This window comes from Paenibacillus typhae, from assembly GCF_900099765.1.
GTDB lineage: Bacteria > Bacillota > Bacilli > Paenibacillales > Paenibacillaceae > Paenibacillus_AQ > Paenibacillus_AQ typhae.
In genome coordinates this window covers 48,985-61,989 of record NZ_FNDX01000012.1, presented here as the reverse complement: position 1 = coordinate 61,989, position 13,005 = coordinate 48,985, and the positions used below count along the sequence as shown (strand labels likewise).

Annotated in this window: 9 protein-coding genes; 2 read left to right on the top strand and 7 right to left on the bottom strand. The window is 46.8% G+C overall.

What is annotated here, in order from left to right; translation table 11 throughout:
- Positions 1 to 11: 11 nt before the first annotated feature.
- From BLR64_RS12905 to BLR64_RS12880, 6 genes are all read right to left on the bottom strand, one after another.
- Positions 12 to 2,081, bottom strand: a complete 2,070-nt coding sequence (locus BLR64_RS12905) for a methyl-accepting chemotaxis protein (RefSeq protein ID WP_090714672.1) — start codon at positions 2,079 to 2,081, stop codon at positions 12 to 14.
- A 97-nt stretch (positions 2,082 to 2,178) separates the two neighbouring features.
- On the bottom strand, positions 2,179 to 3,135 hold the full coding sequence (locus BLR64_RS12900) for an ROK family glucokinase (RefSeq protein ID WP_090714671.1): 957 nt from the start codon (positions 3,133 to 3,135) through the stop codon (positions 2,179 to 2,181).
- A 121-nt stretch (positions 3,136 to 3,256) separates the two neighbouring features.
- Complete coding sequence (locus BLR64_RS12895; protein ID WP_090714669.1) at positions 3,257 to 4,696, bottom strand: glycoside hydrolase family 1 protein; 1,440 nt, start codon at positions 4,694 to 4,696, stop codon at positions 3,257 to 3,259.
- 33 nt (positions 4,697 to 4,729) lie between these two features.
- Positions 4,730 to 6,607 carry a beta-glucoside-specific PTS transporter subunit IIABC gene (locus BLR64_RS12890; protein WP_090714667.1) on the bottom strand — a complete coding sequence of 626 codons (1,878 nt, stop codon included), beginning with the start codon at positions 6,605 to 6,607 and terminating at the stop codon, positions 4,730 to 4,732.
- A 203-nt stretch (positions 6,608 to 6,810) separates the two neighbouring features.
- Positions 6,811 to 9,186 carry a GH39 family glycosyl hydrolase gene (locus BLR64_RS12885; RefSeq protein WP_090714665.1) on the bottom strand — a complete coding sequence of 792 codons (2,376 nt, stop codon included), beginning with the start codon at positions 9,184 to 9,186 and terminating at the stop codon, positions 6,811 to 6,813.
- A gap of 6 nt (positions 9,187 to 9,192) precedes the next feature.
- On the bottom strand, positions 9,193 to 9,834 hold the full coding sequence (locus BLR64_RS12880; RefSeq protein ID WP_090714663.1) for a TetR/AcrR family transcriptional regulator: 642 nt from the start codon (positions 9,832 to 9,834) through the stop codon (positions 9,193 to 9,195).
- 230 nt (positions 9,835 to 10,064) lie between these two features.
- Between BLR64_RS12880 and BLR64_RS12875 the strand changes: the two genes are divergently transcribed.
- The gene (locus BLR64_RS12875) at positions 10,065 to 10,949 is read left to right on the top strand and encodes a sugar phosphate isomerase/epimerase family protein (protein ID WP_090714662.1); all 885 of its coding nucleotides are present in this window, start codon (positions 10,065 to 10,067) and stop codon (positions 10,947 to 10,949) included.
- Between the two features lie 17 nt (positions 10,950 to 10,966).
- A complete protein-coding gene (locus BLR64_RS12870; protein ID WP_090714660.1) occupies positions 10,967 to 11,374 on the top strand; it encodes a C-glycoside deglycosidase beta subunit domain-containing protein in 408 nt (135 codons plus the stop codon).
- 194 nt (positions 11,375 to 11,568) lie between these two features.
- Here the strand turns inward: BLR64_RS12870 and BLR64_RS12865 are convergent, their stop codons facing one another.
- Positions 11,569 to 12,972: an MFS transporter gene (locus BLR64_RS12865; RefSeq protein WP_090714658.1), complete on the bottom strand. Its 1,404-nt coding sequence runs from the start codon at positions 12,970 to 12,972 to the stop codon at positions 11,569 to 11,571.
- Positions 12,973 to 13,005 lie beyond the last annotated feature (33 nt).

The window sequence follows — 13,005 nt, the reverse complement described above, 5'->3', positions numbered from 1 at the left end:
CCCCTTCCGTTCTACACCCGAAAATGATCAATTCCACTTCTAAGCTCATCTGCACTTTCCTGCGTACGTCCCGCAGCCCCGGCTACTTCCCTGCTTTTCAGCAATATACCGCCTGCCTGCTCAGCAATTACCTGGGTATCTCGGGCAAATTGATTGTTAACCTGTGTAATCTCGCTGATACTTACAGTCATAGCATGAATTGCATCCCGCACTCCCTCCGCCGTTTCATTTAACTCACCAAGAAGCTGCTCAAAGAATGCCGCATCCCTGTAATACTGTTCACCACTCTGTACCAGCAGTTCATAATCCCCGATTACCGTCTGATCAAGGAAACGGATGGCTTCCTGTGAGCATAAAGTTAAGTTCCCGACCGACCGTACCACCATTTCGGTAACCTCCTGGATTTCTCCGGCTGATATGCCTGACTGCACTGCCAGCTTGCGGATTTCATCTGCTATCACAGCAAATCCCTTTCCTGATTCCCCGGTCCGTGCAGCCTCGATCCCGGCATTGAGTGCAAGAATATTCGTCTTTGATACAATACCGAGAATAGTCTGCACCAGCAGATTAATTTGGTGGACGGATTCAGATTGTGATATTGCAGTGTTCAGATTATATTTAAGGCTTTGCAGCAGAAACTCCGCCTGCGCCTTCGATTGTTCCGTCCCTTCCTTCAGCCCGGCAGCACGCTCATAGATGGAACGGGACTCCGCAGCTCCTTGCCTTGCACTTTTTGCCATTACCTGTACGGCCACTTCCGTTTCCAAGGCCATGAACTTCAACTCATCTGCAGCGGCAGCTGTTTCCTCGGTGCTGGCAGTCATCTCCTCCGTAATTCCGGTGACGGTCATAAGTTGCCCGTTCAGTTCGGTGATGCTGCCAAGAGTCGCTTCCGCATTGAGATTCAGCTGTTCCGACTCCTGCTTCACCGTAGAAATGGTTTTGCGGAGCGAGGCCTGCATCTGATTAATAGAACTCATCAGTACCCCGGTCTCGTCTCTTCTGTTCATATACCTTACAGAGACCTGCTCCTTCCAATCACCGGCAGCCATTCTGTTCAGGGAAGCGGCCCCCGCCTCGATTGGCCGGGTAACAGATTTTGCAAAGCCAAAAATAATGAGCGAGAACAGCAGGACAGCCGTCAGCATGACAGAGATCAGCCTGTTCTGCAATTCATCTACTTGTGCTGTATAGAGGCTCGATGGCCCATACGTGACAGCATACAGGTCTTGGGTCGTACTTTTCTCATAGGAGCTTATATACCGGACACCTTCGAGGGTAAAGGTTCCTGAAGCCGCCTTACTCGCCTTGAACCCGTTATAATAATCCAGCAGGTCGCCCTTCTGCTTGCTTAAATCAAGGCTCAAAGTATATGCCGGATCAGCGGCTGAAATAACAAGTCCTTGGCTGTCCACCAGCATCGTCTGCAACTCCTGATTACGATCCGTACGGTTTACTTTCGCTGCCAGCGTACTAAGATCAATAGAGGTAACAAGCAGCCCGGCCGATATCCCGTTCTCAGCCCCGGGTATAATTACCACGTTAGTTATTATAGGCCTGTTCGTTACCGGGGAAGGCTGGGCTACTTCCGGAAGTACAGATCCGTTATTGGCCTCCGCTTCCTTAAGCCAGATCTGCTCCGCTCCACCAACACTGCTACCGGCCGAACCGCCGCCAATGCCATCGACCTTAATCGTTCCATCCATTCCGACGATAAAAATATTCTCATACATCCCCGCAGAAGCCTGAACCACACTCTCCAGATATTGTGAAATCCGCTCTTCAGCCCGGACTGCAGCCGCTTTATCCAGATCTGTCCCGTTCATATAATCAACGATGTAAGGCTGTAAGGCAATACTTGCAGACTGTACTTTAATCTGTTCTATCGCCAGATCGATCTCATTGCGCTTCTCAGCAGCAACGGCCGACATAGAGCGGGTGCTCTCCGTATGTAACGCCTGCGAAACGGAAGCGTTTGCATACATAAGGGAAATAGTCATCGGAACAACCATGCATAAAATGGAAATCAGAAGGATTTTGATGAATAAGGAATGCCGTTTGCTTACTTTGGATTCGTTCATCGTACCGGGATCACTCCTATAAATGATATAAACCGGCTGACTCCGTTCATCCCGAAACCAGCCGGTTTACCTTACTATGGATAACTGGCTGTATGGCTCAGCCAAATATATGCAGGCCTGCCGCACCTACTACTCCCGCATTGTTGCCGAGAATAGCCGGAACGATATCCACATTCGCCTTCGCATTCTCCAGTGAATACTCACGGAAATAGCCCTCGATCCGCTCCAGCAGGAAGCTTCCGGCTTTGGCTACGCCGCCGCCGACAACAAACCGCTGCGGATTCACTACGACCGACAGCAGCGCCATCGATTTCCCCAGATAATCTGCGGCCCGGTCTACGATTCTAAGGGCAACCCGGTCACCGGCTTTAGCCTCATCCAGCACATCCTTGGCACTAATTTCACGGATATGGGCAAGCGAAGTCTGCTCCCCCCGGATAACCGCCTCTTTAGCCATATAGATAATGCCGGTAGCAGATGATACCGTTTCCAGGCAGCCTTTTTGGCCGCATCCGCAGATAATCGCCTCTGCTGCCGGAACAACATTCAAATGTCCGATTTCACCGCCCATTCCATTAAAGCCCTGACAGAGCGTATTCTTCACCACAATTCCTCCACCCACCCCGGTTCCAAGGGTATAGCACACGACATTGGCAATCCCTGCTGCAGCGCCGCTCCATACTTCACCCAAAGCTGCCGCATTGGCATCATTGTCGATCCGCACCTCTTTACCCAGTCTCGCTTCCAGAATCTCTTTTACCGGTACATCCTTCCAGCCCAGATTAGGAGAAGCCTTTACCAGCCCGGCTGATATATCCAGAAATCCTGGAATACCCGCGCCGACCCCCGCGATTTGCTCCCAGGCGCAGCCTTCACGGGTTACCAGCTCCCTCACGTACAGCTCTATATTTTGCATTACCCCTTCAGCCCGTTTTTCCGCTTCAGTCGGTCCCTCGTAAACCGCCAGCAGGGAACCCTGTTCATCACAGAGGCCAACCTTCACTGAAGTTCCGCCCAGATCTATTCCAATATACAGCTTCTTTTCTTTGCCCATCCTATATTCCCCCAAGTATAATATACTTATTATTAATCATTTACTAATAGTATATTATATTGTTCAGAAAAGGCAACAAAAAAACCTCCGGCGCGAACCGGAGGTTTTTTTGTTGGAAAATTCAATCCTCATTGCTCAAATCCAGACCGTTCGATCCAATCACCTTTTTATACCAGTAAAAGGATTTTTTCGGTATCCGTTTGAGCGTTCCGTCTCCATAATCATCCTTGTCCACATAGATCAGACCGTAACGCTTGCGCATCGTACCGCCGGACAAGCTTACCAGGTCAAGGGCACTCCACGGTGTATAGGCGATAACCTCTACTCCGTCAGCAATGGACTCTCCAATCTGTTCAATATGCTTCTGAAGATAATCTATGCGGTAGTTATCAATTATCTTTCCGTCCTGCACTGTATCTACCGTTCCCATTCCATTTTCAACAATCATAATTGGAATCTGATAACGGTAGTAGACGTTGTTGAGCACCCACCTTAAACCAAGTGGATCAATTTGCCAGCCAAACTCTGTCGCTTTGAGATGAGGATTCTTCATACCATAGATCAGATTACCGGCGGTAAACTCCTGGCTTTCATCCGTCCCGATACAATTGGTCATATAGTAGCTCATAGCGTAAAAATCCACGGTACCGCTCTTTAGCGTCTCTGTATCTTCAGGCAGCATTTCAATATGTAGCCCTTTTTCAGCGAAATACCGGGTGGCAAAGCCAGGGTAAGATCCTCTGACCTGAACGTCTCCGCACAGCATATTTTTAATTTGATCATCCTGTTGAGCAAGACGGATATCTTCCGGGCGGCAGGTTAACGGATAATTGCACATATAGGCAATCATACAGCCGATTTTGTTGTTGCTGTCTATTTGATGGCCGAGTGCTACCGCTTTGGCACTGGCAACGAATTGATGATGAAGCGCCTGTAGTCTGAGCTGTTCCGTATTATCCTCCGATTTGTAAGACATATTCATCGCTCCGGCCGTAATAACCCCAAATGGCACTAACAAACAGTTGATTTCATTAAAAGTAATCCAGTACTTCACCTTGCCTTTATAACGTTTGAACAAAGTATCACAGTAATGAAGATAGAAATCAATCATCCTTCGGTCCGACCAGCCGCCATAATGATCCGCCAGATGCAGCGGTGCATCATAATGCAGGATGGTGACGATAGGCTCGATTCCATATTTGGCTAATTCAGCAAAGACATTATCATAGAACTGCAACCCTTCTTCATTCGGCGTCCGTTCATCGCCTTCCGGAAAAATCCGGCTCCATGAGATCGACATCCGATATGATTTCAGGCCCATCTGTCCCATCAGCGCGATATCTTCCTTATATTGATGATAGAAATCGCTTCCCGTGTGACCCGGGTAATAAACATCCTTCATAACTTTGACAGTCTGGTGCCGGTGCACACTTCCGTCGACGCTTCCGCCAAGTATGTCCATGATGCTGGGGCCTCTTCCGCCTTCGTTCCAGCCGCCTTCTACCTGGCCTGCCGAAGTCGCTGCGCCCCACAAAAAGTTCTCCGGGAATCTATTGTTCATTTTTTCTCTCCTATCTCTCTGTAAGTCTCTTAATCAGGCGCTCAGCACTACATCACCAAAGTTCACATTGCCAAGCTGCGATTTGATTTCGGCATAGCGATCAGAGTTTGTAATCACCACAGATGTTGTCGGATCAAATCCGAAATCTAATATTTTCTCCAAGTCAAACGTCATTAGAAGTTCTCCCTTTTTCACTTCATCTCCAACCTGGACATGCAACTCAAAGGGGTCTCCCTTAAGCTTTACAGTATCTATCCCTACATGAATGAGAACTTCCGTACCACTTCCGCTGACCAGTGCGATAGCATGTTTAGAATTGCTGATGACTGCCACGGTTGCATCAAATGGAGCTACTACTTTTCCTTCCGCCGGAATAATGGCGATGCCTTTTCCCATGGATTCAGAAGCAAAAGCCTGGTCCTTGACCTCTGTCATAGGAATGGCTTCCCCCTTCAGCGGGCTTGCAACAATCTCCAGATTCATCCCGGACAGTTCCGTTTCACCTCCTGCAGCTTTGCCGGAAGCAGCCCAAGCTTCATCTGACGGGTCTTTGAATCCAAGCACCCAAGTAAGAGTAAAGGTAACTGCAAAGGCAACGATTACAGAGAGAACTACCCACAGAAGTGCATCAAATCCATCATCGCCAATAAAGATAGGCAGGGAAAGAACATTCGGGCTAACAAAGGAATAAGCAGTGACGCCCATCAAACCGGCAAAAGCGCCTGAAATCGCAGAACCGATTAGTACCGCTATAAAAGGCCGCTTCAGCCGCAGATTTACTCCGTAAAGCGCCGGTTCTGTAATTCCGAACAATGCAGCGACACCTGCTGAAAGGCCTGTGCCTTTCATTTTGATATTCCTAGATTTAAGTGCTACTGCGAAGGCAGCTCCTGCTTGGGCAATATTGACCATCAAACCGCTTACAATCAATACAGGATCAAATCCGTTGGTTGCAAACATTGTAACGATCAGCGGAATCAGGGCATTGTGCATACCGGTTAGGACGAGAAATGGGAAGATCAGAGCATTGATGCTGACTGCGATCCATCCCCATGTATTCATTACATCCAGCAGTTTGGCAAAATAATCACCGGCAATAGTACCAAGCGGACCAAATACAATCAGCATGACAGGGGCTACAATCAGAATGATCAGCATTGGCTTCAGAAAAACTTTTACGATAGACGGACTGAAGCGGTCTGCGAGCGGTTCAACATATGACATCAGCCATACTGCCAATATAATGGGAACAGCTTGAGCACTGTAGCTGACTAACTGCAGCGGGATGCCGATAAAGCTTGTTGAAGTTACCCCGTCTGCAGCCAGAGCAGTCAGATTCGGATGAAGCAGTATGCCTGCCATAACCATCGCCGCAAACAGGTCTGTGTTGAATTTTTTGGCTGCAGTATAAGCTACGAAGAACGGCAGAAAGTAATAAACGGCGTCGCCCATAATATTAAGTATCTGATAAGTCGAACTATCTGCAGTCAGCACCCCGGCGTTCATCAGAATAGAGCAGAGCACCTTAATCATCCCTGAGCCGGCAATAACAGGAATTACGGGCACGAAACAGCTGATTAATACATCAATAATCCGGTTAAACACATTTTTTTCAGCTCTTCCTGAAGTCTGTTCCGTCTTAAAGACAGCTCCCTCTGCCTCTTCTGACCGGGAGACGGCCATAAATTCTTTGTACAGCTGTTCTACCTTAGGCCCAATAATAATCTGATATTGCCCTCCCTGATTGACTGTACCATTCACATCAGGTAAGTTTTTAATTCCCTGATCATCTACCTTGGACATATCTTTAACAGATAGCCGCAGCCGGGTGACACAATGGGAAGCGGATTCAATATTTCCGTTTCCGCCAAGATATCTGAGTATTTCTTTTGCTGTCGTTCTGTGATCCACTAGTATCATCTCCTAAGCTGGAATACGTTCTTGCCTGCATTTATGATAGCGTTTTATTTTCCGCTGCTATACTCGTTAAATATCCTCTTCAGTGCAAATATTTAATGGTTTACTGCAGGTAGGAATACGCATCTTAATTATCCGCTGCGGATAATTAAGCCGGAATCACCAAAAAAGACGCTTAGAGCAAGCGTCTCGAGAATTCAATATTGATAAGTGATGCGAATGCTCTGAATCTCATTTCTGCTTAATACCGTCTCCAGCTCAAGTGTACCGTCAATGACCTCTATCTCATAAATCTTCATTCTCGGAATAGAGATCTGCCTGAGGTATTCTATCTCACTATTACTTAATTCATTCCCTCCGTTAAGCCTGATCCACTCCTGCCGGATGTTCCCGTAGGTTTCGTTGACCGCACGGATTTTAATTTTGTAGAACCCGTTTTTGACATCTGTTATCCTGTAACGTAGAGCCCGCGGGGCTTCCTCTTCAAAAATTCCCGTGTAAGCTACTGTTCCATCCGCGGCAGACTCCTGCCCGAAATAATATTGATGGTTCAAAGAACCGATATTATGACAGACTATAAAAAAATTATCTATGCCATTACTCGTGATCAGGCTGTGTGAATCCTTTGCTAAATAATAGCTGCTCTGCCCTATGTTAAGAAAAGCATAAGCATAATAGGAAGGCTTCTTCAGTCCCTGTCTGCTGAGCAGCCCAGGGCTTCCATAAAGCAATGAAGGCATGTCCGCAGACCGCGATAAGGAGTCCAAAGCGTACCAGTATCCCATGCCGTGAAGAAGACCGTAGCAGTCAATAATATTTTTCATGAGGTGGGCGGCCTTGTAGCAGCTGTCATTAATAACATTTAGGCGCGACATACTGCAGTCCCAGTTCGAAATTTGAACATCCTTAAGCCCGCAGCCGATATCCTGCAGGATTTTCCGTACCATTTTGACCCTGTTCTGAATATATTCCGCATCCAGAAGCTTCCTGACCGCCTGTTCACCCTCCACCTCTTCATAAGATTGGATCTCCGAATAAAGCGTCAAAAAATCTGGGGGATACGGCTGTTGAAACCATTGCTTCAGAAAACAGGTAATATGCTCAGCACTGTAGTGTATGGGAAGCCCTGCGCCTCCAGCTCTGAAATCAGCCGAGTAAGCCTGCAAACTCTTTTTGATTGCGTTAAATAAACGGTAGTAGAAAGCGGCACTGATAGACTCATTATCCGGAGTATAAATCAGCTCAAAATACCAGTCCTGAACCTGCTTCAATCCGTAACGGTTAATCAGATGGGACAAGAGAGACTGGAACAGGGTGATGAACGCCGCTGTTTTGCCCTCATCATCAAGTGAGCTGTCGATCCCCAGATTCGGAAGATCAGTTACAGGATCAAAAACAAGATACGGCTTAATCTTCATTTCCATGAACGAATCAAAAATACGCTCTAAATTGAAAAAGTTAATGCTCCTGTGAGCGGAACTGCCAAGGATTCTCAATTCCCCCGAAAAAACATTCGAAATTCGCCCATATTCAAAGCCTAAGTCATTCTTCAGCGCTCTAATCTGTTCCTGCAGATTAAAGTTCCTTAGCGTGGCTGCCTCATTAAGATTAATTACTTTGGTCCAATATTTGAAGAAAGGCACTTTCCCGGTTAAAGCTGCACTTAGGACAGAAACATCTGGTTGTTCGGCATCCGGGTCAGCAACTGTTTTCTCAAGAATTCCCTTCAAATATTCCTTCAGGCCGGAAGCCGCGTGTAATGCCTGCCTGCTGTTAGATAACACATGCTTCTGGCGGTACTCATGCGGTGTCGTGCTGTATTTTTCCCTGAACCATTTATTGAATGAGCTGACATTCGGAAATCCGTTGTTCATGGCTATAGAGGTGACCGAAAGGCCGGAGCCAAGTAAATCATCCATGGCATGATTCAGCCGGATATGATTTAAGTACTTATAGAAATTCACCCCAAACTGTTCCTTGAAGTGCTTGGAGACATAAGGCGGAGAAAGATACAGAAAGTCGGCCAGATCCTTGAGACTGATATTCCGGCTGTAGTTCGCCTGAATGTAGTCTTCCATTTCATTTCTGCGGTTATTACTTTGCCTCGATCCCTCATCCTTTTTGCTATAGGTGACTGAGAAGTGCCTGGACAGACAGTCAATTAATTTCAGCTGGCCCATCTGTTCTTCCAGACCGCTGCTTCCCGGATCGCCGGCAGTTCTCAATATATCCTTAACCAGTTGTTGAAGAGTTGCGTATTCCTGTTTATCCTCTATTGAAGAGTTGCATAAATAAAATACTTTGCCTGCATTGAGCAGACTGAGTATCCTCTGATAATTCAAATGAATGGTTACATAGAATACATCTTGATTACTGTGAAAAGCATGCTGATGCTGCGAATTCACAATCATCATCTGGTCCACGGATAACTTGAATTCTTCACCGTCAACCTTCACTCTGAGTGAACCCTTCAATATATATAGAAGTTCAATATCGGCATGCCGATGATTACAAACATTCTTCTGATCGCTAAGCTCATACGTCAACAACGGACTAGCACTTCCGGTGGACATCTGCGCCTAGTTCGCCTTTACATAATTAAGAATGACCTCTTTAAACGTTTTTGTCAGCTCTTCGACCTCGGTTCCATGCTCCTGCTCGAGAATTCTGCCCCGGAAGGCCAGCTTCTGCATCAGGCTGATATTTGTGACAAAGACAAAATGTGTCGTCAGATTCGCATCCAGATTGCTTCTCAGTGTACCATCCTCAATTCCGCGGGCAATCCCATTGTACAGCATCTTCCCCAGCACATTTTCATGCACCAGATTGCTGTATGCTTCCTGAAGCTCTGTGGTCGGATAATGATCGCTGTAGGTATGATCGAAGAAGCCGATGAATTTCACCTTGTCTGATTGCTCTGTTAACAGCTCCACCCAGAGGTTCAAATATCTTTCAACCAGCTCTGCGCCGCTGGTCTCCACGTTCATCCGTTCTTCAAAATACTCCGTAATTTCCTCCATGATTCTATGCTGGATTGCAAAAATCATCTCATCAATGGAGGCAAAGCATTTATAAAAGGTCACCTTGCTGATATTGGCCCGGCTGCAGACCTCTTTAAGCCCGACCTTTGTAAAATTTTGTTCAATAAGCACCTCAAGACCGGCTGAAATCAGCTCCTCCCGGCTTCGGTTGCGGACATCCTGATGCCAAGTCATTTCCATTTTTTCCACCCCGTTTTCTCAATGTGTTAATCATTTATCACAGTTAAACCATATACCCGTATAATAACATATTTATCTTTTGATAAACAACTTATCACTTTAATCCACAGAAGTTAGAATTAAGCGCTTGCATTTTCTCGGCTTTAAAGAATATAATATTTATATAAATTAACTAATTGTTAATCATTAATAAATAGTTAATCAAAACATTTAAGGAGTTGAATCTTTTAATGAGTACTGTAGCAACGAAACCAAAACGGGGGGTATCCCTCTACAGCTATTCCAGTGAATTTGGCGTATCCATGTCTTTAGAGGATATGTTCGCTGAAATGCAGGATATTGGCGGGTACGGTCTGGAGATCCTTGCTAATTCGCATATCGAAGGTTATCCGAATCCAAGCAGTGAATGGCTAGACAATTGGGACCGGCTGATCAAAAAGTATAATATTGTTCCGGTTGAATATGGCCATTGGGTGGACTCCCGTTTGTATGAAGGCAGAGAGCTCTCCGTAGAAGAATCTCTGGAAATGCTGATCAGGGATTTCAAGCTGGCAAACCGGCTGGGCTTCAGAATTCTCCGTACCAAGCTGGGCGTTATTGATGAAATCCTCTCCCCGGTGAAGAACTGGAAAGAGATTATTGAAGCCGCGCTTCCTTATGCCGAGCAATACGATGTCATTATGTGCCCGGAAATCCATGCCCCTACCCTACTGGACTCGGAAATCGTGAAGGAATATGTTGAGCTGATAAAACGTACGGGCACCAAGCATTTCGGACTCAACGTAGACTTTGGCGTATTTGAAACTCAGGCATTGCCGGCTGACCATTGGGGACCTAATGACTTTGTAATGCCTCCGAGTGAGCATAGCCGGGTTGAGGATATTATACCGGTTTTGCCTTATGTCTACTGCTGTCATGCCAAATTCGTTAAAGTAACCGATAAACTCGAAGAAATGACCATTCCTTACGAAAAAATCGTTAACACACTTGTGGAGCATAACTGGAACGGCTACATGCTGAGCGAATACGAAGGTCCGAACAAGGATGTACTGGGCACCGCCCCCTACCAGGTAAGACTGCATCATGCCATGATGAAAAAAATTCTCGGGGAATAAGAAGGGAGATTAGCGCAATGTTTGAAAAGGAATGCATCCAGTCCAGAGGCTTCAAAAATGTCACCGGTGCTGACGGCAAGATTACAGGCTTTCAGATCACCATCCGTTCACACTACTATCGCGGAGTCTGGCTCTCCCAGCTGCGCCCGGCCACCATCACGGCAGACGGTGAAACCTTCACCGGCGGACAGATTACCTGGACGATTAACGGAGTAACCTATACTCAGGCAGAAATGGCTGCAATCGGGGACGTACACTGGGGAGTCCTGGAACCGGCTGTCCTTACAGTCAGCAAAGAAGGCGGATTAAGCTCCGGCCCGCATGACATCGAATTAAGCTATACTTACAGCTGCTCTTATTTCCCTCCATTTTTGGATACTGTGCTTGGCTCCAAGCCGCAGAAAAGAACGCTTGTACTAGTTTAGCAGTCAGAATCAGCGGCCAAACAAAGCACCTGCAGGAAGGAGTCTGCGCATAGGCAGGTTTACTCCAGCAGGTGTATTTTTGTTAGAGCCGAAAGTTATTTTTCTGTATAAGAGTGCAAAGGTCCGTGTCCGATTCATTAAGAACCGGACACGGACCTTTTAGTGTGGACAGGTTACAGCTTCAGCTGTTGCAGCTATGCATTCGCGTTACGCTGCTCCAGCTCACGGACAATCTGCGGATGAAGCTTATCCAGCTTGTAGAACATAACAATGATGATTTGAAGAACGCTGAGCACAATCGGAATGGCAAAGAACAAAATTTTGATTGAATTTTCAACAGCAGGCGTCACTTCCGCCGCATGATAACCGGCAATAGCCAGGCTGAAGCTGACAACGGCCCCACCGATTGCCATCCCCACTTTGGTAGAAAAGCTATACCCTGCGTAGAGCGTTCCTTCGGATCTTTTGTTGAACTTCCACTCATTATAATCCACGGAATCGGCCGTCATGCCGAAGACAGAGCCCGAGGTAATCGCACCGCAGATATTGGCGATGAACCACATGGCGATGAGCATAGTATTATTGCCGATGAAGAAGTACATGATTACAAGTCCGATGCTGTACAGTGAAAGGCTGATAATATTGCTCGTTCTGTGCTTGAAGCGCTTGAGCACCATCGGAGTAAAGAAGGAGGACACCGCTACAGCTACATACATCAACGGCAGCAGAACTGAAATCATAGCCGGATTGTGCAGTACATTGATACAGAAGAATATGGTGATGGCTACGGTAGAGCCCAGTTTAATGAACAGCATTAAGGCGAACAAAACTGTGGTAATCCAGGGACCGTTGCGGAAAGCGCTTTTATAAGTGCGGATCAGCTCTCCTTTTTCCCGCTGCTTGCTGCTGGACGGCGGCAGCACATAACGCTCCTGGCAGTTTTTATATACAATCATAAACAGGATCAGACCGAGTACGGCAAAGAGAACCGAAGTAAGCAGGTATCCCTGGCGCTCACTGCCTCCGCCGAAGAACACTACCAGCGGTGTTGTGCATGCGGTTACAAAAATATTTCCAAGCGCCATACCGCCCATTCTGAAGCTGGACAGTACAGATTTTTCATCGGTATTCCGGGTCATCAACGGCATCAAGGCACCGTAAGGAATATTTACGATGGAATAAAGGAGTCCAAGTACGAGATAAGTAACAAGGGCATAGACGATTTTCCAGGTATTTGATACATCAGGGCTATAAAAGGTGAGTACCAGCATAACGGAGAGCGGAACAATCCCGAATAAAATATACGGCTTGGTCTGGCCCCACTTAGTATGCGTACGGTCAACAAATCCCCCGATTACCGGGTCAATTACCGCATCAAAAATCCGGGCAACGAGCATTATAGTCCCGGTTGCCGCCACAGGAATCAAGGCCACATCTGTATAAAAATATAGCAGGAAGCTGCCGATAATCCCCCACATCAGATTGGAGGCAAAGTCACCCAGACCGTAGCTGAATTTCTCCAGAATTCCCAGTTTTGCAGGCTTTGAACCGCCCGTGACCGCATTTACATTTTCGCCGGTTACCACATTAGTCGACATACACCAACGCTCCTTTGGATATAATTCATCAAT